This window comes from Tenacibaculum sp. SSH1-16, assembly GCF_040104435.1.
Taxonomy (GTDB): domain Bacteria; phylum Bacteroidota; class Bacteroidia; order Flavobacteriales; family Flavobacteriaceae; genus Polaribacter; species Polaribacter mesophilus.
Window position 1 is genome coordinate 34,289 of sequence record NZ_JBECOV010000007.1, and the last position, 24,705, is coordinate 58,993.

The 24,705-nt window shown below is 31.8% G+C and carries 24 protein-coding genes and 1 pseudogene; 10 read left to right on the plus strand and 15 right to left on the minus strand.

Features of this window, described 5'->3' with window-relative positions; genetic code table 11:
* Positions 1 to 11: 11 nt before the first annotated feature.
* Genes ABMY20_RS10195 through ABMY20_RS10205 form a run of 3 tightly spaced genes read left to right on the plus strand, consistent with a single transcriptional unit; the run spans position 12 to position 1,951 of the window.
* Complete coding sequence (locus tag ABMY20_RS10195; RefSeq protein WP_073183653.1) at positions 12 to 965, plus strand: MoxR family ATPase; 954 nt, start codon at positions 12 to 14, stop codon at positions 963 to 965.
* Between the two features lies 1 nt (position 966).
* Entirely contained in the window at positions 967 to 1,413 is a 447-nt protein-coding gene (locus ABMY20_RS10200) for a nuclear transport factor 2 family protein (RefSeq protein WP_173360047.1), read from the plus strand.
* Positions 1,414 to 1,423: 10 nt separating this feature from the next.
* Positions 1,424 to 1,951 carry a TPM domain-containing protein gene (locus tag ABMY20_RS10205; RefSeq protein ID WP_349265218.1) on the plus strand — a complete coding sequence of 176 codons (528 nt, stop codon included), beginning with the start codon at positions 1,424 to 1,426 and terminating at the stop codon, positions 1,949 to 1,951.
* A gap of 145 nt (positions 1,952 to 2,096) precedes the next feature.
* On the opposite strand, the pseudogene ABMY20_RS10210 reads toward ABMY20_RS10205, so the two are convergent.
* Positions 2,097 to 2,369, minus strand: a pseudogene (locus ABMY20_RS10210) (winged helix-turn-helix transcriptional regulator); the annotation flags it as partial.
* 206 nt (positions 2,370 to 2,575) lie between these two features.
* On the opposite strand from ABMY20_RS10210, the gene ABMY20_RS10215 reads away from it, so the two are divergent.
* Complete coding sequence (locus ABMY20_RS10215; protein WP_349265219.1) at positions 2,576 to 3,442, plus strand: MBL fold metallo-hydrolase; 867 nt, start codon at positions 2,576 to 2,578, stop codon at positions 3,440 to 3,442.
* 50 nt (positions 3,443 to 3,492) lie between these two features.
* Here the strand turns inward: ABMY20_RS10215 and ABMY20_RS10220 are convergent, their stop codons facing one another.
* Both ABMY20_RS10220 and ABMY20_RS10225 read right to left on the minus strand, forming a co-directional pair.
* Entirely contained in the window at positions 3,493 to 4,380 is an 888-nt protein-coding gene (locus ABMY20_RS10220; RefSeq protein ID WP_047789019.1) for a 3-hydroxybutyryl-CoA dehydrogenase, read from the minus strand.
* 150 nt (positions 4,381 to 4,530) lie between these two features.
* Entirely contained in the window at positions 4,531 to 5,490 is a 960-nt protein-coding gene (locus ABMY20_RS10225; RefSeq protein ID WP_073183648.1) for a Gfo/Idh/MocA family oxidoreductase, read from the minus strand.
* A 131-nt stretch (positions 5,491 to 5,621) separates the two neighbouring features.
* On the opposite strand from ABMY20_RS10225, the gene ABMY20_RS10230 reads away from it, so the two are divergent.
* The gene (locus ABMY20_RS10230; RefSeq protein WP_047789017.1) at positions 5,622 to 6,263 is read left to right on the plus strand and encodes a protein-L-isoaspartate(D-aspartate) O-methyltransferase; all 642 of its coding nucleotides are present in this window, start codon (positions 5,622 to 5,624) and stop codon (positions 6,261 to 6,263) included.
* Between the two features lie 274 nt (positions 6,264 to 6,537).
* Here the strand turns inward: ABMY20_RS10230 and ABMY20_RS10235 are convergent, their stop codons facing one another.
* The 11 genes from ABMY20_RS10235 to ABMY20_RS10285 all read right to left on the minus strand — a co-directional run bounded on the left by ABMY20_RS10235 (position 6,538) and on the right by ABMY20_RS10285 (position 14,831).
* Entirely contained in the window at positions 6,538 to 6,711 is a 174-nt protein-coding gene (locus ABMY20_RS10235; protein ID WP_156167015.1) for a hypothetical protein, read from the minus strand.
* 18 nt (positions 6,712 to 6,729) lie between these two features.
* The gene (locus ABMY20_RS10240; protein WP_047789016.1) at positions 6,730 to 7,590 is read right to left on the minus strand and encodes a substrate-binding domain-containing protein; all 861 of its coding nucleotides are present in this window, start codon (positions 7,588 to 7,590) and stop codon (positions 6,730 to 6,732) included.
* Positions 7,591 to 8,460, minus strand: a complete 870-nt coding sequence (locus ABMY20_RS10245; RefSeq protein ID WP_159611662.1) for a nucleoside phosphorylase — start codon at positions 8,458 to 8,460, stop codon at positions 7,591 to 7,593.
* Complete coding sequence (locus ABMY20_RS10250; RefSeq protein WP_281979877.1) at positions 8,461 to 9,405, minus strand: DUF1835 domain-containing protein; 945 nt, start codon at positions 9,403 to 9,405, stop codon at positions 8,461 to 8,463.
* A gap of 147 nt (positions 9,406 to 9,552) precedes the next feature.
* Complete coding sequence (locus tag ABMY20_RS10255; RefSeq protein ID WP_349265220.1) at positions 9,553 to 9,876, minus strand: translation initiation factor; 324 nt, start codon at positions 9,874 to 9,876, stop codon at positions 9,553 to 9,555.
* Positions 9,877 to 9,881: 5 nt separating this feature from the next.
* On the minus strand, positions 9,882 to 10,829 hold the full coding sequence (locus ABMY20_RS10260; RefSeq protein WP_073183641.1) for a 2-oxoglutarate and iron-dependent oxygenase domain-containing protein: 948 nt from the start codon (positions 10,827 to 10,829) through the stop codon (positions 9,882 to 9,884).
* A gap of 60 nt (positions 10,830 to 10,889) precedes the next feature.
* A complete protein-coding gene (locus ABMY20_RS10265; RefSeq protein WP_349265221.1) occupies positions 10,890 to 11,615 on the minus strand; it encodes a DUF6048 family protein in 726 nt (241 codons plus the stop codon).
* The gene (locus ABMY20_RS10270; protein WP_349265222.1) at positions 11,596 to 12,072 is read right to left on the minus strand and encodes a DUF6452 family protein; all 477 of its coding nucleotides are present in this window, start codon (positions 12,070 to 12,072) and stop codon (positions 11,596 to 11,598) included. The genes ABMY20_RS10265 and ABMY20_RS10270 overlap by 20 nt, the downstream gene beginning before the upstream one ends.
* A gap of 7 nt (positions 12,073 to 12,079) precedes the next feature.
* Positions 12,080 to 13,531 carry a 23S rRNA (uracil(1939)-C(5))-methyltransferase RlmD gene (gene rlmD / locus ABMY20_RS10275; RefSeq protein WP_349265223.1) on the minus strand — a complete coding sequence of 484 codons (1,452 nt, stop codon included), beginning with the start codon at positions 13,529 to 13,531 and terminating at the stop codon, positions 12,080 to 12,082.
* Between the two features lie 114 nt (positions 13,532 to 13,645).
* The gene (locus tag ABMY20_RS10280; RefSeq protein WP_047789008.1) at positions 13,646 to 14,341 is read right to left on the minus strand and encodes an OmpA family protein; all 696 of its coding nucleotides are present in this window, start codon (positions 14,339 to 14,341) and stop codon (positions 13,646 to 13,648) included.
* Positions 14,342 to 14,354: 13 nt separating this feature from the next.
* Positions 14,355 to 14,831 (minus strand): lipocalin family protein, encoded by a 477-nt coding sequence (locus ABMY20_RS10285; protein ID WP_047789007.1) that lies wholly within the window; start codon positions 14,829 to 14,831, stop codon positions 14,355 to 14,357.
* A 248-nt stretch (positions 14,832 to 15,079) separates the two neighbouring features.
* On the opposite strand from ABMY20_RS10285, the gene rocD reads away from it, so the two are divergent.
* On the plus strand, positions 15,080 to 16,324 hold the full coding sequence (gene rocD, locus ABMY20_RS10290; protein WP_159611654.1) for an ornithine--oxo-acid transaminase: 1,245 nt from the start codon (positions 15,080 to 15,082) through the stop codon (positions 16,322 to 16,324).
* Between the two features lie 275 nt (positions 16,325 to 16,599).
* On the opposite strand, the gene ABMY20_RS10295 is transcribed toward rocD, so the two are convergent.
* Positions 16,600 to 19,575, minus strand: a complete 2,976-nt coding sequence (locus ABMY20_RS10295) for a DEAD/DEAH box helicase (protein WP_349265224.1) — start codon at positions 19,573 to 19,575, stop codon at positions 16,600 to 16,602.
* Positions 19,576 to 19,825: 250 nt separating this feature from the next.
* Between ABMY20_RS10295 and ABMY20_RS10300 the strand changes: the two genes are divergently transcribed.
* From ABMY20_RS10300 to ABMY20_RS10315, 4 genes are all read left to right on the plus strand, one after another.
* Positions 19,826 to 20,173, plus strand: coding sequence for a hypothetical protein (locus tag ABMY20_RS10300; protein WP_156167047.1), 348 nt, complete (start codon positions 19,826 to 19,828; stop codon positions 20,171 to 20,173).
* 734 nt (positions 20,174 to 20,907) lie between these two features.
* Positions 20,908 to 21,390 carry a hypothetical protein gene (locus ABMY20_RS10305; RefSeq protein ID WP_173359700.1) on the plus strand — a complete coding sequence of 161 codons (483 nt, stop codon included), beginning with the start codon at positions 20,908 to 20,910 and terminating at the stop codon, positions 21,388 to 21,390.
* Positions 21,391 to 21,392: 2 nt separating this feature from the next.
* Positions 21,393 to 22,307 (plus strand): hypothetical protein, encoded by a 915-nt coding sequence (locus ABMY20_RS10310; protein WP_349265225.1) that lies wholly within the window; start codon positions 21,393 to 21,395, stop codon positions 22,305 to 22,307.
* Entirely contained in the window at positions 22,307 to 24,697 is a 2,391-nt protein-coding gene (locus tag ABMY20_RS10315; RefSeq protein WP_349265226.1) for a TonB-dependent receptor, read from the plus strand. The genes ABMY20_RS10310 and ABMY20_RS10315 overlap by 1 nt, the downstream gene beginning before the upstream one ends.
* Positions 24,698 to 24,705 lie beyond the last annotated feature (8 nt).

A 24,705-nucleotide genomic window follows, 5' to 3' on the forward strand; every position in this document is an offset into this window, starting at 1 on the left:
AATTTTGATTTATGTCTGACGTAACAGCAGTAAACACACTTGTAGAAAAATATAGTCAACTACAACAAGAAATAGGTAAGGTTATAATAGGTCAGCAAGAAGCTGTAAACTATACATTACTTTCAATTTTTTGTGGAGGACATTCGTTGTTAATTGGAGTACCAGGATTGGCAAAAACCTTATTAGTAAATACAATTTCTAGCGCATTAGGGTTGAATTTTAATAGAATTCAGTTTACTCCAGATTTAATGCCTTCTGATATTTTAGGAAGTGAAATATTAGATGAAACGCGTCATTTTAAATTTATAAAAGGACCAATTTTCTCAAACATTATTTTAGCAGATGAAATAAACCGTACACCACCTAAAACACAAGCAGCTTTACTAGAGGCTATGCAAGAAAAGTCAGTAACTGTAGCAGGACATCATTATAAGTTAGAGCTACCATTTTTTGTATTAGCTACACAAAACCCTATTGAGCAAGAAGGAACGTATCCGTTACCTGAAGCTCAGTTAGACCGTTTTATGTTTTCAATTAACTTAGAGTACCCAAGCTTTGAAGAAGAGGTACAAGTGGTAAAAAATACGACATCAATAGCTGAACAAACAGTCAACGCTATTTTTTCTTCAGAAGAAATTATTGAAGTCCAAAAGTTAATACGTAAAATTCCTGTAGCAGATAATGTAGTTGAGTATGCTGTTGGTTTGGTGGGTAAAACACGTCCTAATTCAGATAAAGCTACTGAATTAATTAAAAAGTACATTGATTGGGGAGCAGGACCAAGAGCTTCACAAAACTTAATTTTGGCAGCCAAAGCACACGCAGCGGTACATGGAAAATATTCTCCAGACATTGAAGATGTTCAAGCGGTAGCAATTCCTATCTTATCACATAGAATTGTGAAGAATTATAAAGCAGAGGCAGAAGGAGTGACTATAAAATATATTATAAACTCTCTATTTTAAAATGAAAAAGTTTTTAAGTATTGTTTTTTTAGTGATATTATTTGCTTCATGTAAGCAAGAAGCAGCCAAAACCGTTTCAGAAGAAACAGAAAAACAAGAGATTTTATCGGTGATGAAGGCACAAGAAGAAGCTTGGTCAAATCACGATTTAGAAGGTTTTATGCAAGGGTATTGGAAGAGTGATTCATTAAAGTTTTACGGACGAAATGGAGTTACTTTTGGATGGCAAAAAACCTTAGATAATTATAAAAAAGGGTATCCAACAAAAGAACACTCAGGAACATTAACTTTTAAGATTAATGACATTTCTAAAATTACTGAAGGAGCTTATTCAGTTATGGGGGAATATCATTTAAAAAGAACAGTAGGAGACGCTAATGGCGTTTTTATGATTATTTTTAAGAAGATACAAGATGAGTGGAAAATCATAGCGGATACTTCGTGTTAAATAAAGAGAGATGAAAAAGGAAAAAGTTATAGTAATACTACTTCTAATAATTGCAGTATTCTCATGTAAAAGTACAGAAAATGAAAAGGAAGTAGTCTTTTTTAATAAGTCAAAAGAAGTTGTAGAGAGTAAGTTTCCTTTTCCGATAGGTTATGTGAATGATTATGAAGATATGTTCACAAATGATGAAGAGCAAAAATTGGAAAAACTAATTGATGATTATGAAAAAGAATCAACAAATGTTATAGCAGTTGTTACTGTAAGTAGTTATCAACCGTATGATAATATTGAAGATTATTCTTTAGCGTTGGCTAATGATTGGGGAGTAGGGAGAAAAGACAAGAATAATGGCTTAACAATTGTTATCAATAAATTAAAAAGAGAAATACGAATATCTACTGGGTTAGGAACAGAAGAAACGCTTACCGATGAAATTTGCAAAAAGGTAATAGATAGTGTAATTGTTCCTGAGTTTAAAAACGAAAACTACTATAGAGGAATTGAAAAAGGAATCGGTAGTTTAATAAAACAAAGGTAAAGTATTAGCCCTAAAAAAGCTTCTGAAAGTATTTTCACTACTTTCTCAGCTTTTCTATTTTCAGAATAATCGTAAAAAGCTATTAGATAAACTTATAATTTAGGAAACTAGTCTTTAGTTTACTATGATGGGGGTAATCATCTTTTCAGTTATATTTAGGAAAAGGAATTTTCTTATGCTCCATGTAATCAATTCCCCAAGCATGTAATGGAGCTAAAGCATTGACTAAATCATTGCCAAACAGAGTGAGAGAATACTCAACTCTTGGAGGTACTTCAGCATATATTTTTCTGCTAATAATCCCATCAGCTTCTAACTCTTTTAATTGGCTAGTTAACATCTTTTCAGAAATTGTTTCACATGCAGTCTTGATTTGTCCATACCTAAGTGGTTTTTCAACAAGCCTAGAAATGATAAATAACTTCCATTTTCAACTTACAACTTTTGTCGCATAAGTTAAAGGGCAATAATCAGGTGAAAATTTTTTCATTTTTTTTTAAATTCTATCTTTTTGGTACTAAAAAAACTAACCAAAAGGTGCGTAAGGTACAAAAATGTAACGTATTGTTTCTTGTTTAAAAGTGCTTTAGTTTCGTGACTATATAAGAAAAAAAACATATAAAAATGAAGAAACGTTATCAATTGCTACTCGTAATTTTAACCATGATTAGTGCGTGTAAAACAACTAATAAAACAAGAAGAGAAAACACAACAAAGCTGGAATATATACGACAGGCTACGGTGTTTTTAGAAGTAAATTCAAAAAAAATATTAATAGACCCTGTTTTGTCAGATAAAGGAACACAAGATCCAATTCCTTTTTCTAATGATAAACGGATTCCTATGAATGATTTACCGATACCTAAAAATAAAATTATAGAACAAGCCGATGCTGTTTTGATAACGCATTACCATCCAGATCATTTTGATGCTGATGCTGAAAAATTACTTCCTAAAAACATACTTATTTTTTGCCAACCTTTTGATGTAGAAAAATTAAAATCAAAAGGATTTACAAACTTACAAAGCATAGAGCAGGTTGTAAATTGGTCTGGAGTATCGATAAAACGCTACGAAGCACATCATCATGAAGGAGCAACAGGAGCAATGCCTTTTGGCGAATCATCTTCTTTTTCTTTAACATTTAAAGAAGATACAATATTTATTACAGGAGACGCCGTTTTAGATAGTCTTTTAAAGAATGCTTTGAAAATTGAAAAACCTACTCATATTATTGCAAATACAGGGGAGTGTACTTTTAGCAAGCCAAACCCTGTTTTAGAACCAGGTAAACATATGACGTTAACTAAAGAAGAATTACTAAGGATAGCTGTTGAGAATAAGAAAGCTATTTTAATAGCAATTCATATGGACGCAATAAATCATTGTGGATTAACGAAAGAGGAGCTTCGCTTATTTTTAAAAGAGCAAGAAAAATCTATTCAAGATAAAGTTGTAATCCCTAATGAAGGTGAAGTATTACAGTTATAAAACAAAAAGAAGCCCAAAAGGCTTCTTTTTGTTTTATATTTTTCTTTTTTTTAAGAAAACATCTTCGCAACTTTCTCTGCTTTTCTACTTTCTGAATAATCGTAAAAACCTTCACCAGATTTAACACCTAATTTACCTGCTGCAACCATGTTTACTAATAACGGACATGGAGCATATTTAGGGTTTTTAAATCCGTCATACATTACGTTTAAGATAGATAAACAAACATCTAACCCAATAAAATCTGCTAATTGTAATGGTCCCATTGGATGTGCCATTCCTAATTTCATTACGGTATCAATTTCAGCAACACCAGCAACACCGTTGTATAACGTTTCAATACTTTCGTTAATCATTGGCATTAAAATACGATTGGCAACAAAACCTGGGTAATCATTTACTTCAACAGGAACTTTATTTATTTTCTTAGTTAAATCAACTGTAAAGTCCATTACTTCATCAGAAGTGTTGTATCCTCTAATAATTTCAACCAATTTCATAATTGGCACAGGATTCATAAAGTGCATTCCAATTACTTTTTCAGGTCTATTGGTAGCTGCTGCAATTTGAGTAATTGAGATTGATGAAGTGTTGGTAGCTAAAATAGTATCCTCAGCACAAGCTTCATCTAAATCTTTAAAAATCTTAAGTTTTAAGTCAATATTTTCAGTAGCAGCCTCAACAACTAAACTAGTATTCTGTACACCTTCTTTAATAGAAGTGTAGGTAGTAATATTGTTTAAGGTATTATTTTTATCGTCTTCAGTAATTTTTTCTTTCGCTACCATTCTATCTAAGTTTTTAGTAATGGTTGCTAAACCTCTATCTAAGGCAGCTTGCGAAATGTCGATAAGTTGAACATTGTATCCAAATTGAGCAAACGTATGCGCAATTCCATTTCCCATTGTTCCTGCTCCAATTACGGCGATATTTTTCATGTTGTTGTGTTTTGGTATTTATATGGGCGTTCCCCTATGGGGCGGGCTTTCCGCTACAATCTTTTTTGGTGTATTCTTCGCTTTACTCAGAATAACAAAAAAGGATTTTCACTGCAATCCCTAACGCGGTTGTTACTTATTTACTTTATTCTAAAAACAGTCTATAATCTGATGTGCTACACGTAAAGCTTCAGTACCTTGACGTAACGAAACAATAGGCGTAGTATTATTGTGAATAGCATCTGCAAACGATTCTAATTCATCTAAAATAGCGTTGTTAGCTACTACTTCAGGATTATCGTAATAAATTTGCTTTTTAACACCTTCAGCGTTCTGCAAAATCATAGCAAACTCATCAGGTTTTTCTGGTACGTCTTTCATTCTAACAACTTCTGATTGCTTTTCTAAAAAGTTTACTGAAATGTATGCGTCTCTTTGGAAAAAACGGCTCTTACGCATGTTTTTCATCGAAATTCTACTTGCTGTTAGGTTCGCAACACAACCATTTTCAAATTCAATACGAGCATTAGCAATATCAGGAGTTTCTGAAATTACTGATACACCACTTGCATGCACACTTTTTACTTTTGAGTTTACAACCGATAAAATAATATCAATATCATGAATCATTAAATCTAAAACTACAGGTACATCTGTTCCTCTAGGATTAAATTCAGCCAAACGATGTGTTTCAATAAACATTGGCGTGTCAATCAAGTCTTTTACAGCCATAAAAGCAGGGTTAAAACGCTCTACATGTCCAACCTGTCCACGTACATGGTATTGACTAGCTAAAGTTCTTATAGCTTCTGCTTCTAATACAGTATTGGTAATAGGTTTTTCAATAAAAATATGTTTTCCTTTCTCAATAGCTTGTTTTGCACAATCAAAGTGAGAAAGTGTTGGAGTAACGATATCGACTACTTCAACAGCATCAATTAACGCTTCTACTGAATCGAATAATTTATAGCCAAACTCATCAGCTACTTTTTGTGCGTTTTCTGTAAAAGGGTCATAAAACCCTACTAATTCATATTTTTCTGATTGTTGTAACAAACGCAAATGGATTTTTCCTAAGTGACCTGCGCCTAAAACTCCAGCTTTTAACATAAGTGAAAGATTATTAGTTATTTGATTGGTTTGTTGAAAAAGAAATGATTTCTACAAAAAATCAACGCAAACAAAGATACACTTTTATACAGATTTATTACTACTTTTATCCTCCTGAAATTTTATAATTAGTGAGAGATACAACCAAACACCAAGGACTTAGAAATCAATTAGCAAACGTTTTAGAAGCAAAAGGAATTAATGACGAGAGAGTATTAAAAGCTATCAGAAAAATTCCAAGACATTTGTTTATGGATAGTAGTTTTGAAGCGCATGCGTATCAAGACAAAGCTTTTCCTATTGCTGCTGAACAAACAATTTCTCAGCCTTATACAGTAGCGTTTCAATCACAAGTATTAGAAGTAAAGCCAGGAGAAAAAGTATTAGAAATAGGAACTGGATCTGGATACCAAACGGCAGTATTATTAGAATTGAATGCTGTGGTGTATTCAATAGAAAGGCAACATGAGTTATTTAAAAAAACTTCAATGTTTTTGCCAAGACTTGGATATAAGCCAAAAAGGTTTATTTTTGGTGATGGTTACAAAGGATTACCAGAAGAAGCTCCTTTTGACAAAATTATTGTTACAGCTGGAGCACCGTATGTGCCTAAAGCATTATTGGCGCAAATTAAAGTAGGAGGTAGGTTGTTGATTCCTGTGGGGGATCAAGAGCAAGTAATGACACTTTTTATAAGGAAATCACCAAAAGAATTTGAAAAGCATGAGTTAGGTGATTTTAGGTTTGTGCCAATGTTAAAAAAGAAAAATTAATCATTAAAACTAAATTATATTATGAAAAAAGAGAATGAAACAAAATATTACGTTATTACATGTGTAGGAGTTATGTTGTTATTAGTAATGGTGTTTGCCTTTGAAAAGGGTGCTCTGTTAGGAGAAATTATAGCAAAGTAAAAAACTAACACATATAAGATAAGCTCAAATCCTTTTCTAAAATAGAAAAGGATTTTTTGTTATGAGAAAAATAAAAATAAAAAAATCCGCCTAAAAAAGCGGATTTATTGAATTTGAATAAAGAAACATCAACTTATTCAGCGATTGCTATTTCAGTTGCATCTGCAACTACTATCTCTTGTTGTTGATGTTGTTTTTGTTTGTTTTGATTAGTTTTTGCTAATCCACAAGGACTAGTACTTCCGCAAGAAGAAAAACCTAATAAACTAACAGTACAAATTGCAATAAATACTACTTTTTTCATCATTATTCCGTTTTATAAAAATCAAATATACATATTTCTGATTAAGTCACCAGAATTTTCCTTCTTTTCAATAACGTTGAACTCCACCATTTTATTTTGTATGTCCGTAATTAAATTTTCGGAAATAGCTTCGCCATCATTCCATTCAGTAATAGATAACCATTCCTGAATATCATCTATTTGTTGTTCATACCTATTGGAAAGAACTTTATCAATATTATCGAAGTCTTTAAAGTCTTTAGTACAAGCGTTAATGATATCGTGTACTTTTTTTACTTCTTCAAAATTATTTTCTAAGATTTCATCACGAACAGCAATTACAAAACAAGGCCATGGGGTAGGGCAGTTACCAACTCGCCTAAAAGTACCGTTATCAACCAATGGTTTTGTGGTAAAGTGCTCCCACATAAAATAATCGGCTTCTCCATTAGTTAAAGCGTCTATTCCTCCTTGTAAGTCTCCAACTACTTTAAATTGTAGTTTATTAACATCCCAACCATTGTTATGGGCATTTACAATTGCCATAAGTTGAGAACCTGAACCAAATCGGCTAATAGCTACTGTAGCATTCTCTAAGTCATTAATGGTTTTGAATTTTGAGTTCGCAGCAACATGAATTCCCCAAACAAGTGGACTTTTTACAAAAGTTTGTGTAATTTTTGAAGGATTTCCATTAATAATATCTTTAATAATTCCTTCAGTAAGCACCAGGGCAATGTCAACTTCACCAGAGCGTAAAGCTTTCGTCATAGCTCCAGTACCTCCAGGATAATCTTTCCAGCGTAAGTTGATTCCTTCTTTGGTGTATTCTTTATTTTTTAATGTAATGTACCATGGGTAATTAAAATGTTCAGGAACACCACCTATTTTTAATTTCAGCATTTATTCAACTAATTTATCTAGGGTATATGCAATCAAATCATTTACTACTTTATACGGATCTTTACTAAATGTTCCGTTGGCTCTGTTAGCAATAATAGCATTCATTGATGCTGCATTATGACCTAGTAGTTTAGCCAACCCATAAATGGCTGATGTTTCCATTTCAAGGTTGGTAATTCGATTGTTATTATAGTTAAAACTATCAATCTTCTTATTTAAATCGGGGTCTTGCAAAGGTAAGCGTAAAACACGTCCTTGAGGACCATAAAAACCACCAGCAGTAGCTGTAATTCCTATATATACTTTGTTAGATATTAATTTATCTTCTAAAGGTTTTCCATTAGAAATGATTAACGGATATGATTTTTTTGCACTCCAATTGGTATGTTTTATGAAAGCTTCTTCTATATCTGGATGTGAGATTTCATCCACTTGATACGATTGTAACATTCCGTTTAAATCCAATCCATGAGAGCTTAATAAAAAACTATCTACAGGAATATCAGCATGTAAAGAACCAGAAGTTCCAATTCTTGTAATGTTTAATTGTGTATGTTTTTCTTTAGGTTTACGTGAGTTTAAGTCGATATTAACTAAGGCGTCTAACTCGTTTAAAACAATATCAATATTATCAGGGCCTATTCCTGTAGAAATTACAGAAATTCTTTTTCCTTTATAGGTACCAGTAGTGGTTTTAAATTCTCTTTTTTGTGTGCTAAATTCTATAGTATCAAAGTGTTTGGTGACTTTGTCGACACGATATTGGTCTCCAACAAAAATGATATCGGTAGCAATATGTTCAGGTCTTAAATTCAAATGGTAAATACTACCATCTGGATTTAAGATGAGCTCAGAATGTTGTATACTCATTTACGATGTTATTTTTAACAGCTTATCAGTAGAGTTTACGTAGAGATAGCTGTATTTTTTTGCGCCACCAAGATACGAAAAATCAGAACGAATTTTAGCATAATAGTTTGTTTGGTTTTGCAATACTTTCTTACCTGTTTTACTAAGTTTTACAGGATCAAAAGAGGTAAATAGCTTTTTAAGGCTTTCAAGTTTGTTAACGTATTGAATATCACCAAACCCATAGTTTTCTTGATGAGTTAAAAGATTTCTAAGAAGTTCATCTTGGTTTGCAAATGTATGCTCGTTAGCAACCTTTAAAATATTATTTTCTATATGATTTAATCCATTTTCAATTGAAGGAAAACGAAGTAAATGTGCTTTTATAGCGTTTTCTAGATATACAAAAGGTGATTTTGGATTAAATTTATGTGCATTTTCAAGAGGTAACGGACTATCTGAGCAATATAATTGCCATATATAGTCAGCATATTCTATATCATCTTGAGAAAGCTCTATTTTATTTTTAAAGTGCTCTTTTAATTGATTATCAGATAATTCTCCTAAACCATATAACTTTTTAGAGTTATCTATTTTACCACTTGTAACTAAAGATATTTTGTGATTTTTACGGTATCTTTTTAGCCAGCTTATTACTGCTAACATATTTACTTGACAAAATAAATCGTATTCAAACCATAAAACAATCTCATCTTGTTGTTTTTGATTACATAGGTTTCGGTATTCTTTAAGGGTATAATCTATAAACTTCTTCTTAGTAATTTTATAAGTAGTTTTTAAAAAGTCAAAACGTGTTTTCCAGAAGTCTTCACTACCTACGTCTACTGATGTTTTTCCTTCACATAACATTTCACGCCACGTAATAATATCACCTTCAATATTTAGTTCTTGAAGTCTTTGAGTTGTAACGTCTCCATTGGTTATGTGTAATAAAGAATGTTTCATAATTTTAGGGAATTGGTTGATTTCTTTATTTATGTAAAATAAACGATTTATTTTATACGTTATTATTTACTGGTTGGTATTTAACACTTTACAAAAGTTGTAAATATAAAAAAAATGTCGAAGAATCAAATCTTCGACATTTTTTACTTATCCACCAACGCGTTTTACGTTGAATCCTTTATCTTTTAAAAGTTGCATTATAGTATCTCTATAATCACCTTGAATTATGATTTTATCATCTTTAAAACTACCACCAACACTTAGTTTGGTTTTGATTTCTTTTGCTAATTTTTTAAAGTCTTGGGTAGCCCCATTATAACCGTCTATTATAGTAACAGGTTTCCCTTTACGTTTTTCATACTTACAAAGAATGGGTTCATCTTGTAACCAGACGTCAGGTTTTTTTTCTTCAAGTTTTTCCTCAAACTGATGATCTGGGAATAAATTTTTTAATTGATCTTGTAAATCCATTAGATTTATTTTTTCAATCCTAATTCGCGTAAACGTTCATCTAAAAACTCACCAGCAGTAATATCTTCAAACTGCTTTGGATTGTTTTCATCAATACAGTTTTCTAAAACATCTAATTTCATATCAGAAACAGGATGCATGAAAAATGGAATTGAATAACGTGATGTTCCCCATAATTCTTTAGGAGGGTTAGTTACACGGTGAATTGTTGATTTTAACTTGTTGTTACTATGGCGTGATAACATATCACCTACATTAATCATTAACTCGTCATCTTCTGCTATAGCATCAATCCATTCACCTTTATGGTTTTGAACTTGTAATCCTTTTCCTTGAGCTCCCATTAATAAAGTGATTAAGTTAATGTCACCATGAGCAGCAGCTCTTACAGCTCCTTTAGGTTCTGTTGTAATAGGAGGGTAGTGTATTGGACGTAAAATACTATTTCCGTTTTTGATGTAGTTGTCAAAATACGTTTCTTCTAAACCTAAATGTAAGGCTAATGAACGTAAAACGTATTTAGCTGTTTTTTCTAACATTTGGTAAGCTTCTTTACCCACTTTGTTAAATTCAGGTAATTCTTCAACTTCAACATTTTCTGGGTATTCTTTTGCGTATTTTGAATCTGCATCAACATACTGACCAAAGTGCCAAAACTCTTTTAAATCTCCTTCTTTCTTTCCTTTAGCACTTTCTTTACCAAAAGAAACATACCCTCTTTGACCTCCAATACCTGGAATTTCATATTTTTCTTTTACATCTGTAGGTAAATCAAAAAACTTTTTGATTTCAGCATATAAGTTATCTACTAATTCATCGTCTAAAAAGTGTCCTTTTAATGCTACAAATCCTATATTCTCGTAAGCGTCACCAATTTCATTGATGAATTTTTGTTTTCTTTCAGCATCGTCCGATAAAAAATCTGCTAAGTTTACGCTTGGAATTTTATTCATTGTTAATAAGTTTTATTATTCAGGCGGTAAAGTTAGTGAAATCAAGCGTATGCTGATAATTTATTTATTAACAAAAGGAATTAAGTACGATATTGTATAGTTGAATCCGAAGCCTGTACTGCTTTCAAAAACACGATTAAAACCTGGTGTATATAGCGTTTTAAAGCCTTTTTGATCGTCAACACTTAACATAATTTTATATGAAAAGCTAAAACCTATAAACAAGTTTTTAAAAGTTTCTGCTTTTATACCTAGCTGTAATTCAGTCCAATGAGCGGTAAGTCCGTCGTCAGACATAGGTGTTGTAACAGGGTTTGAAGGAAAATAAGGAGGTAAGTTTTCAGTACCTGAAGAAACATTAGGTTGATAGCTATTTAGGGTATGATCAAATATGGCAAAACCATAACGCATACCAACATAAATTTCGTTATTCATGTCTAACCAATTCTCGTAGGCGTTGTAATTTGCTCCAAGTCTAATATAACTTCCTTTTGAACTAGAAGAAGAAAAATCTTCATAGGTGGTTTCATCTTCAAAACCTAATTCAGTAGCGATGTACCATTTTTTTGATACTCTATAATCACCTACTAATTCAAGTCCGCTATAACTTTTATCAATAATGGCAAGACCAGGTTTACTAATGTCTAATCCAATACGTAAGCCATATCCTGTTTTATATGTAACGGTATCTTTTTTTTCTTTGGTTTCTTCTTTAAATGTATTTATTTGTGAGTATCCGTTCACAAATACAAAAACGAAACATAGACTAATGAAATACTTGTACATGGGCGCTAGCTTGATTATCGATTAATGGAATTTCTGTAGTTGATAAACTGTTTATCCAACCTGTATCATTTAAAGTTACATTTTCATAAATAATTCTGAAACCACATGAACGAGACACAAAGTCTTCTTTAGGATTGTACTCAATGGTAAGTGTAGCCGTTTGGTTATTAGCTATATTACCATCTACATCATTCATTTTTAGTGTATAGACTGTTTTTTGAGATAGGCTGTTTAAAGGAATAGCAATACTGTCTACTGTTCTATCGGTAAAAAGGCTATCAGTTTTTCCTTCTGCAATTACAGATAAACGTTCTACATTTTTTAAATCATTCGTATTATCCATATCGTAAAAACGAAGCACTAAATTAGGGGTTACTGGGTTTTGTGTACAGAAATCATCTTTTTCACAGGCCGTTAAACCTGCTATAAATATGAATAGAGCAATGTGTTTTTTCATATAATGTTTATTTTTCAAATAGAACTACCGTTTCTATGTGTGATGTATGTGGAAATTGATCTACTAAACTAATCTTTTTTAATTGATATCCGTTTTTCATCAATTCCTCCGTATCACGAGCTTGTGTTGCTGGGTTACAAGATACATAAACCATTCTATCTGCATTTAAGTTTATGATTTTCTTAAGTGTTTTTGGTGCAATACCCGCACGAGCTGGATCTAAAATAATGGTTCTTATCTTATTTTTATATTGTGGGTGTTCGTTTAAGAACTTTCCTACATCAGCTGCATAAAATTGCAAACCTTCAATATTGTTACGTTCTGCATTTTTCTTAGCGTCTTCAATAGCAGAGGCTACAATATCTACACCAACAATTTTAGTGTTATTCGACTTTGAAGCAATAATTTGTCCAATAGTTCCTGTTCCACAGAATAAATCCATCACTACGGTATTGTCAATTGCATCTTTGTTTTCTAACGCATAATCAACTACTTTGGTATATAGTTTTTCGGCAGATTTAGGGTTGGTTTGAAAAAAGCTTTTCATGCTAATTTCAAAATTTAAACCTAATAACTCTTCAACAATTTTATCTTTTCCGTACACCAATTTGATACTTCCTGAGGTAGCAATAGTTCTATCGCCAGTTTCGTCATTAATAGTATGTAATAAACCAGCCACTCTATCGCCAAATAACTCTACTAAATAGTTAGCAAATTCTTTTAAATCAAATTTAGGTAAATCGTGAGAAGTGGTTACTAAGTTGAATAACAATTCGTTGGTTTTGTATGATTTTCTTACCACAAAATACCTAAAGAAACCTTCTTTTTTAGGTCCGTGCCAAGGCGCTAGACCAGTTTTTTTACAGTATTCTCTAATGTTTTTGATGTTGTCTTCTACTTGTTTGTCAAATAAACCAGAATCTTTTTCAAGGTTATCACCCATCCACCAAACACCGCGACGTTTAAAACCTAAGGTAAATTCATCTACATCGGTTTTGTTTTCACGGTCGTAACCAATGGCAGAAAAACCATATTCCATTTTATTTCTATAGTGGAATACATTAGGGGAAGCGATAAATTCATCAAATAAATCTTCAATATTTTCAACTTTACCAATACGCTTAAATAAAGATAACGTACTTTCTTGCTTGTATTTGTGTTGTAAATCTATAGGCAATTGAATGTAAGGTGCTCCAGGAATATCTTGATAAGGAATAGTCACTTCGTCATCAGAATGTTTTAAAACATCAATCAATTTACACTCTGCATACTTTTTCTTTGATTTGTCTACACGTGCTTTTACTAACTGTCCTGGTAAAGTGTTAGGAACAAAAACAACAAAAACACCTTCTTCTGAACGTATTCTTCCAATTCCTTTTCCGCCGAAGGCATAATTTTCAATTAAAATTTCAATGACTTGTCCTCTTTTTACAAACTTATTTCGTTCTCTTCTTGGCATTCTATACTATGATTTATGGTGTGCAAAATTAGGAAAAGATATGGTTTGAAGATAAAAAAAAGACCACTCATTGTAGAGCAGTCTTTTTAGGTATAGTTTGTAAAAGTTATTTTTTTATTGACGGGCTTCTTGTTTTGCCTCTTTTATCATTTGTTCATTTGCAACAATCGCAAACTCTACACGTCTGTTTTTACTTCTTCCTTCAGCAGTATCGTTTGTTGCTATAGGATCTTTAACACCAAGTCCTTTAGTTTCAAAACGACTGTTTTTTAATCCCTTGCTAGCTAGGTAACTTTTTACAGAGTTAGCTCTTTTTTCTGAAAGCGTTTGGTTGTATTCAACCCTACCTGTACTATCTGTATAACCATAAATTACAATATTAGTATCTCCATAATCTTTAAAAACAGGGACTAATTTATCTAAGTTAGCTTTAGCAGTAGTTGTTAAAGTAGCTTTGTTAGTAGCAAAACGAACGGCGTTTTCTCCTAAGGTAAGTTTAATACCTTCACCAACTCTTTCAACTTCAGCACCAGGTAAAGCTTCTTCAATCTCACGAGCTTGTTTATCCATTTGATTACCAATTACACCACCGGCAACACCACCTACAACGCCACCTAAAATAGCTCCAAGTTCTGAGTTGTTTTTACTTCCTACATTATTACCTATTACAGCACCTATCACAGCACCAGCGGCTGTACCAATAGCAGCTCCTTTTTGAGTGTTGTTAGCATTTTGAATAGATTTACATGAGGTAAAAACTGTACTAGCTAAAAATAAAATTGATAAACTATAAATTATTGATTTTTTCATAATGTTTTATTAATTATTGTCTTTGAAATGAATAGGTAATGTTTTTTACTTGGCCAGCAACGTTTACTTTGTCTATTAAATCGAAGCTAGTTTCAGTAACATTATTTATATTTAATATATATCCTTGGTTTACTTCTTTTGCTTTGTGGTTATTTATAATTTTTAAAACAAAATTACCATCTTTATTAACATACCAAGTAATTGGAGAACTAAAGTTTTTACAATTTGTACTTGGATTATTTAAATTCATTTGTCCTTTATTATTGTTAGAGATAAAACTCCAATCACTACCAATAAAACAGTTAGAATCTTCTAAATTAAATGAGTTTACTTTTAAATAATTTGAACCCGGAAAACTTACAGCAGTAATGGTCCAGTTACCCTTTAACATTCGTTCAGTTTTGTTGTCAAGTTTTGTGTTAGTTACAGATGTAGATTTACAGCCGATTGTAACTATAGAAAGCAGTAGTAAAAAAAAGATTTTTTTCATAAAAATGATATTTAGTTAAATTCTCTTAAAGATAAAAAAACTAATTAACTGTTGTTTTATTGTAAATAATAAAAAGTTAAGTAGTCTATATTTTTAGACCCTATAAAATCTAAGAAAGTCACTTAAATTTAATAATTTTGTAGCTAGGGATGATTTCTTTCCCACGCTGAATTTTCGAAACTTCTTTTTCGAAAGGATAAAGGTAGATAAGGAATGGTTATTTTATAAATTTTAAAAAATTAAGAAAAATGGCTGTTTTAGACCAATTAACTTCGCAACAAGCGATTGACTTAGAAAACAAATACGGAGCACATAACTACCATCCATTACCAGTAGTATTGAGTAAAGGAGAAGGAGTATATGTATGGGATGTTGAAGGAAAAAAATATTATGATTTTTTATCGGCTTATTCCGCAGTAAACCAAGGACACTGTCACCCAAAAATTGTAGGGGCAATGGTAAACCAAGCGCAAACATTAACATTAACATCTCGTGCTTTTTATAACGATATGTTAGGAAAGTACGAAAAGTTTGCAACTGAATACTTTGGTTTTGATAAATTATTACCAATGAATACTGGTGCAGAAGCTGTTGAAACGGCTTTAAAAATCTGTAGAAAATGGGCGTATGAAGTAAAAGGAATTAATGAAAACGAAGCGCAAATTATTGTTTGTAAAAATAACTTCCACGGAAGAACAACTACCATTATTTCTTTTTCAAATGATCCAGTAGCACGTAAGAATTTTGGGCCATTTACTAATGGGTTTATAAAAATAGAGTACGATAACTTACAAGCTTTAGAAGAAGCGTTAGAAAACAACGATAACATTGCTGGTTTTATGGCCGAACCTATTCAAGGAGAGGCTGGAGTATATGTACCTTCTGAAGGATATTTAGCAGCAGCGAAAGCGTTATGTGAAAAGCATAATGTATTATTTATTGCAGATGAAGTACAAACAGGTATTGCACGTACAGGTCAGTTATTAGCAGTAAACCACGAAAATGTACAGCCAGATATTTTAATTTTAGGTAAAGCATTAAGTGGAGGAGCATATCCAGTATCTGCAGTATTAGCAAATGATAGCATTATGAATGTTATTAGACCTGGAAACCACGGTTCTACTTTCGGAGGAAACCCAGTTGCAGCAGCAGTAGCTATAGCGGCTTTAGAAGTAGTTAAAGAAGAAAAATTAGCTGAGAATGCTGAGCGTTTAGGTAAAATCTTTAGAGAGGAGTTAGCTGAGTTTGCTAAAGAAAACGAGTTAGTAACGTTAGTACGTGGTAAAGGGTTATTAAATGCTGTTGTAATTAATGATACTGAAGATAGCTCAACAGCTTGGGATATTTGTATGAAGTTACGTGATAACGGATTGTTAGCAAAACCAACGCATGGAAACATTATTCGTTTCGCACCACCATTAGTAATGAATGAAGAGCAATTAAGAGACTGTATTAATATTATTAAGAATACTATTACTGAGTTTAAAAAATAAGCTTACAGTATTGTATATTAAAAAAAGGAACGATTTAATCGTTCCTTTTTTTGTTGTTATTTGTTAGTTTTTAATTACTTAAATATAAAACTAACATTTTTCTAAATGTTATTAAAAATGTTTAATAGCAAGTTAGGTATTTTTCTGTACACTTTTTAAGTTGATAATTTTTTTGGTGTACAAGTGCTGTACACTATTTTTTTTATCAAATTTTTTAGTGTACAAGTGTTGTACACTTTTTTAGTTATGATTTTTTTTGGTGTACAAAAACATAATTAGTTAGCCATTTCATAAATGTTTAAATGTCTTTTTAAAATTCCTGAAGGCGTGTTTTTGGTTTCATCAAAAATTCGAGTGTCTCCAAAAAGAATAAAGCTTTCTTTGGCTCTAGAAACCGCTACATTTAGCATGTTAGGCTTGTTGTCTTTTTCAAAAAACAAGGTTCCTTCGTCGTCATTAGAATATACGGAGCTGAACAAGATAATGTTTCGTTCTGCACCTTGTAATGCGTGTACAGTACCTAATTTAATGTCGCTTACTTTATAACCCGCATCGGTTAAGGCTTTTGATAATTCTCCTTTCTGACTAGCAAAAGGAGTAATAATTCCTAAAACACTTTCAATAGCGTCTACATCGTATGCTTCTTGAATGGTTTCTTTGTTTTGTTGTAACCAAGAAATAATAGCTTTTACTTCGCTAATGTTTTGACGACTGTTGTATTTGCGTTCGCTAACTCCTTCTATATGATATGCCATCATTGATGGAAATGCTTGATTTTCTTTCGCCTTTCCTTTCATAGGTTTTAAAATACCATCGTATGCCAATTCGTTACAAAAACTAATAATTTCATCATTACATCGTCTATGTTCCAATAAAACCAATCCTTGTTCTTTTTTAGCGGGTAATGGTGTTTCAAATTCGCAAGCATTTTGAGCCATTTTCATAATACTTCCGCTAGACGCTAAAAAACCTAACTCATCTAAATGTGTGTCATTTTGATTTTCAATAATATCAAGACTTGTTAAGTTTCCTTGGTCAATTTTTTTAGGGATAGACCAAATAGGTTCAATTTGTTGTAAATCACCTACTACAAAGGCTTTTTGAGTTAATGAAAATACAGGGATGCTTACTTCTGGAGTAACCTGACCAGCTTCATCAATAATTAACAAATCCAAAAAGTTGTATAGTGGTAAGTATTCAAAAATAGGTTTTCCGTTTTCGTTTTCTCCTTGAAATTGACTGTATAAAAAGTGACTTGGAGCTGTGTAAAAAGTAGCTACAAAACAAGGGGTAAGCATAGCTCTTCGTTTCCATTTTGCTTTAATAGCATATTCTCCTGTTCCTTTTTCGGTGTTTTCCTCTAACATTTCTCTGGTTTCTAGTAACCAACGCGCTTCCCAATAATGGGTTGCTAATAAGAATGCTTTATGGCGTAAATCAATATCTAATTCATCATAAAAGAAACGCTGTGTTGCATCATTAGAGTTTATTTTTTCATATTCATACGCCCACATTTGTTCTTCTGAAACAAAAGGAAATCCTTTGATGTTATTTTCATACTTCCAATTTTTTAGGCTTAAATGTGATTGCAGTAGCAGATTTACATTGTTTGTACATTCTTTTATATATGCTGCTGCTTTTTTAGCATTCAACAATGTTTCAGCGTTAGCTTTAAAAATGTGTTCAGCATTTCTTGATTCAAACTGAGCTTCATCAATAAAATAGTGTTTTACTTTATCAATAAAATCAGTGTCTTTTGTAGCTGTTTTTAAATCGTTTAAAACAGTTCTCCATTCTTGTAGTTTGGAGATTTTAAACGTACTTTTTTGAACAAAATCTTCTTCGTGTACAAGTATGCTGTTGATGTAGTTTACAGCATTTATATAGTTTCTAGAGAAGTCAACACCATCAGCTAAAATATTTTGAATACCTATAATTTCTTCTTGTAGATGGTTACATACATCGTCAAGTGAATTTGTTTGGGTATTGAAATACTGACAGTAGTTTGTTAAAAAATAATATTCTGCTTCAGAGATATATTTTTCATTTTCCAGATTACAAAGTGTTCCTTCATGACCAAATAAGTTTCCTTTTAAGTAATTGATATTGGCTAGTTTTTTCTCACTTTTTGAACTGGATGGGAGGTAGGTAGCATATCCGTTAAAATCAGGAATCCAACGGTTGGCTAATTCTCCCATAGTACTTTCAGAGTTGATAAAACTATCAATAATATTGGTTACTGCTTGGTTGTTGTTTGAGCAGGCTAAAATTATAGGAGCTTCTTCACCATTAATAGCGGCTTTTACAAACTCGGTAGCCACTAAACTTTGTAATAGGGTAGTTTTTCCAGTTCCTGGAGGTCCGTTTACAGCGGTAACTGCATTTTCTTCGGCTACTAAATACGATAGTAATGTTTTTCGCTGACTAACCGAAAGTGGGAACTTATTCGACATTTGTCCTAAATGCAAATGGTTATACACTAAAAATCCGTTATCGGTAATGGCTTCTTGTCGTTCTCTAGTATATGGATTGATGATTTTAGAGAGTACAGGTAACTCATCCGTATTTTTAAGTAGATTTTCGTACAGAAATAGAATACTTTTTGCGGTAGAAATTTTAGAACTTAATGCGAAATAAGTAAGCTCATATTGTGTGGTATAGCGTTCTACTTGATAACGGTATAGGTTGCTAAAAGTTATCGCAGAAAATACTTCGTTAATATAGTTCCAGTATTCATCCCAAGGTATAGGCTCTTCGCTGTTTTCAAAATCGGGAGCATCTAGGTCTTTAGCATCTAAAACGGTGTCGATAGAAGAGAAGATAAAATCATTCTTAACATCTGCCATAGGTGTTAGATAGTTACGAACAATTAAAGGAAAGCCATCTTTTGGAGCAGATAATTGTCCTGAACGATTTACAATAGCACTAATCCAAAAAGGATGAATGGTGCGCTGTTTGAATTTAGTGTTGTCGGTTTGATATACTAAATGAAAAGGTGCTATTAATATTTTAGTTTCTTCTACCTTATGCCACTTAGGGTTGTCTTTTTTAGTAATTCCTTTTAACCGATTAATTCTACGTTCTTCAACATCTAATAGTTGACCTGCTTGTTTAGCGTTGATGAGTGCGTTACTTAAATCGGATGATTTTTGATGAAAAAGGTTTTTTATTTTACTAATGTCGATAGCTAAATTTTCACTATCAGATAAGCTGTTTTTATAATATTGTAACCAGTTTTTTTCGTCGTTCATAGTTGTTCTCGTACCCTTGAAATGTGATTTTTTCTGTAAGAAAGGGTGCGAAAATACTATATTCAACGGGTGAAAAAATAGTTTTTATTAGCTTTTTATTAACGAAAAAATAGGAGAGAGGATAGTGGGTTTGTTTTCAGTAAATTAAAAATTGTTGTTAAGATGTTGCTTTACACTATGCATAGTTTTCCATAAATATAGTTAGTTTAACTACGAGAGTTTTGTAATAAAATTTAAGTAGTAAAAAAATATGTGTTTATATAATTTAATTTATTATATTCGTAACCAAATGGAAAGTAATCGTTTAAAAAATAGCATTGCATATTTATTTCTTGTCCTGTTTCTATCAATGAAAGTAGGCGGGTTGCACGTGCTATCCCATACAGACGATAAAGACCATACATCACACTGTACGATATGTGATCATGCAGTTGCAAGTGATTTAACTCCGTTAGTTACTCCTGATACTTTAGACTTTTCAATAGAAAGCAATGAATATATTGTTTTGAGGGAAGTAATTAAAGATTATAATTTTATTATTTCAGGTACTATTACTGCGGAGCAACTTTTTTCTAGACCACCACCTTTTTTAGTGTAAGAGTTTTTATTTTACATTCAATCTTTCTAATTAATGTTTTTTTATTCAAGTATTTGAGCAGTTATAGTGTATTAGCTTAAATAATGCTTGTGATGAATAAGGGATAGGTTGTGTTGTGATATCTCAGTTTTAAAGAGGAGAGAAAATACTAGCTTAAAAGCTCTTACCACCGCTTTGTTTTTATTTTAATAACCTATTTTCTTTATTGTTTTAAAGGAATAGCTCGTAGTATATTTAGATGCAGGATTATCTTATCTAAAATATATTATAGCAGCTTAGATGTCTTTACGTGTTTTTAAGGGTTTTAAACAGTTATAGACATTAGATAATATAAGAAGTAAGAAAAGTACCTAAATATACTAGAGCATAGGTTATTACTAAAATTTAAATTTCAAAAGAATCTTTACAGAAATCTTTCAGTTTTTCAAAAGACTAAGTCTCATTTTGAAAAGCCTAGGAATTCTATTGGATTTATGTACCATAATATTAAAGAAGTTGCAACAAAGGGAATGCTGAAAACCTTATTGAATAGAGTAGGCCAAACTTTAAAATTTTTAATTATGAAAACCAAAGAATTAATGATTTCAGAAATTTTAGCTGATAAGTCTAAGCAAGCAGCTGGAACTACACATTGTAGTAATTGTGGGCACTGTGTTAACACTTTATAGTCTGCAAATTTATAGCGGTAGGATAAATTCCTACCGCTTTTTAAAAAGTAAAAACAGTTAAATATAATGGAAGGAAAAGTTACAGAAGAACAATTACATAAACTCCTAACTTTTAGTGATGAAAATGTAATATCTAGGTTTTTAGATATGTATGATGTTACAGAAACTGAAGCTGAAGATATATTAATGGAAACGTTGAAGTTTTTGTATATAAGTCAAATTCCAGGAGTCTTCATTCCAGATGATTTATTAATTATAGATGAAATGTGGCATAATCTTATACTGTTTACACCACTTTACCATAAGTTTAGTAAAGAATACTTAAACACCCCTTACTTTCATCATCTTCCTGCAACTAAAAAAGAAAAAGATGAAAGAATAGAGGCTATGAGGATTGCACCAGATGAAGCAAAAGAAGAGTACCTCAAGAAATTGGAATTTTTGTTGTCTATAACCTACGATTATTTAGGTGAAGAAACCATGATAAAATGGTTTAAAGTATACCCTCAAAAATACAGCAAAGAAAATATTAAGAAATTGAAAAAATAAGAATGAGCATTTTTCCCAAAAGAACCATTCAAGGTACCACTGTTACCATTCATTGGAATTTTAATACGGCACACTTAAAAAATAAACACTTATGCCCATTGGTAAAAATAGGAGTAAAAGATCCTAAAGGTAATGTAACAATGCTTTTTGAAAATCATGTTGTTGCTTTTCCAGAAGAAAATGAAAATAAGGAAGTAGTACCACAAAAATTAAAATATTTAAACAAAAACACTCCGCTTTTAGTGTTGGCTTCATATTTAGAAGGAGCTTGTAAACGTGAAAAACTTGTAGAAATTCTTACAAACATACAAGCGGGTCGCCATTATTATTTTACATATAACATACCCGATAATGCTCCTTTAGGAAAATATACTCTCATATCTGAGGTACATAATGATGGAAATATAAAGTACTCAAAAACTCACTTAGACGATCATTTTTGGGTAGAAAAAGTTTCGCTAATCAATGTAAAAAAAGAAGAAAAAATAGCAATGGTTTACAATCATTCAGAAGAGAAAACTCCAGTAAAAATAGTAAGGTGCTTTATCAACTCTGAAGGTTGTATGAAAACAGAAATGGAAGCTTTTGAAATGAATCCAAATGAAACAAAATCACTTTCAATTTCAACAGGAAATACTTTTTTACTTTACAATGAAGAACGAGAAATAGTGCCATTATTAGAAGAGACCCCCATACACTTAATAAAGAATCACGAAACACTATTAGTTAGTAAATCACCAGAACTTAATTATCTCATGAAGAAAGATACAGATGAAGCTTTTTCTCTTACGTCAGAAGCAAAAGAATTATGGGATAAAGCGGATGGATTACTCACTAAAAATAGCCTGTCAAAAAAAGAATTAGAGATATTTAAAGAAATGGAAGCTGAAGGGCTGATAAAGCAAGTAAGGTTATAATGACTAAAAATTATTTTAAATCAGAGATGTTATACCTTGAAAAATTAGGAAGTAAAAAAGTTATATGCATACTATTTTTTAGCCTATTAACAAGTAGTTTTTTGTATTCGCAAACGGTAAAAGTTTCAGGAGTAGTAACTGACAATTTAGGGATTCCTTTATTTCAGTCTCATCTCCAAATACAAGAACTTAATAAAAATGCAGTAACCAATGAGGACGGGAAATTTACATTTAAAAAGATTCCGAAAGGAAAATATAGCTTGAAAATATCTTATGTAGGTTTTAAAACAAATTACCAGACAATAGATGTTTCAGGTGAAAAAACGAATATAAAACTTACTATTCAATTAAAGCCTGAGCAAAATCAGCTAAATGAGGTAACTCTTGAAGGAAAATCAACAGCTCAAAGATTAAAAGAGAGTACTGCTAACGTGTCAGTTTTACAAATGGAAAAGTTTCGAGAGAGGAACATTAATACAAGTGATATTGTAAAACAAATTTCAGGGGTAAATGTACGACAAACAGGAGGTTTTGGTAGTGCTGCAAGAATCTATGTAAATGGGATGACTGGAAAATCGGTACCCTTTTTTCTAGATGGAATTCCTTTATCATATTTTGGAGCGGGATTAGGGTTAAACGTATTGCCTTCAAACTTAATAGAACAAATTGAAGTTTATAAGGGTGTAGTACCTGTAGACTTAGGAGCAGATGCTCTTGGAGGAGCGGTTAATATAGTTCCTAGAAAATCATATTCAGATTACTTAGATGTTTCCTATTCAGCAGGATCGTTTAATAGTCATAAAATGAGCGTAAATGCGCAATTAATGAGTTCAGACAATCAATGGATGTTTGGGGTGAATTCATTTTTTAATCACTCTGACAATAGCTATAAAGTAGATGTTGAAATACCAAACGAACAAGGAAACCCAGAATCTGCTAGAGTTAAACGGTTTCATGATAAATATTCTAACCATCTTTTAAACGTTTATGCAGGAATTTTAGATAAAAAGTATGCAGATCGATTGGTTCTTAGTGCTCGTTATTCAGGACTTGACGATGATATACAGCACAATGCTATTATGGCTCAACCTTATGGAGAAGCTACTTATAATGAATCGACTATAGGGACTTCTTTAGAATATGAAAAAAAGAATATTTTAAAGAAAATGAATATGAAATGGTATAGTGCTTATAACCGTACCAGAGGACATTTTATTGATACTACTTTGAATGCCTATACTTGGGATGGTAAAATATATCGTAAACGGACAGATGGTGGGGAAATTTCTGCCTCACGAAATTCTTTAAAATTAACCTCTCAAAATGTTTTAAATCGAGTTAATTTAAACTACCATCCTTGGGAAAAAGGAAAGTTTACGTTGAATCTTTTTTCATCTTGGTTTAGAAGAGTAGGAGAAGATCCAATTGCGGCTGAGTTTTATGGAGAAGATTTTTTTAAGAATCCAACCCAGCTTTTTAAAAACGCTTTAGGAATTGCTTATGAACACCGTTTTTCAAAAAGTTTAACGAGTTATACAGCGGCAAAACATTTTTGGTTAGATGCAGATGGGTATGAAATAAAAAACCTTGACTTTGTTCCTAACCAGCAAGAAACATCTAATTTTGGATTTTTACAATCGCTTCGTTACCATCTTACAAAATCTTTTTTAGTAAAGTCTTCTTACGAGTATGCTACGAGACTTCCTGATGAAGTGGAGCTTTTTGGAGATTTTACTTTAATAAAATCCAATCCATTTTTAGAACCAGAACAAAGCCATAATTTTAATTTAGGTTTCCAGTTAAAAACAAAGAAAGTTAATTGGGATACGAATCTTTTTTATCGAGGAACAAACAATGTTATTTGGTTGCGAACCTCACAGTTTTATTCCCAATATCAAAATTTACTAAAATCACGTACGCTTGGGGTTGATATGGAGCTGCGTTATCGTCCCGTAGATTTTCTTGATATAAAAGCAAATGCTACCTATCAAGATTTACGAAACCGTTCACCGAAAAATATTACGGGGGCTGTGGACAATCGTTATTTTAATGCAAGACTACCCAACATTCCTTATTTTTTTGGAAATGCAGAAGTACGCTACCACAAAGAAAATTTCTTGCACACAAAAAATAATATTTCAGCATGGTGGTCTGCAAACTACGTAAATGAATTTTATCTGTTTTGGGCTGTAGATGGTAATAAAGATTTAAAAAACACCATTCCATCTCAATTTACTCAAAATTTAGGTATTACTCTTTCTCACCCAGAAAATAGATGGACGGTTACTGCTGAAGCGACCAATATATTTAACGAAAAAGTATTCGATAACTTTAGTGTGCAACGTCCTGGAAGAGCATTTTATATAACACTTAGAACATTTATAAATTAAAAATAAAC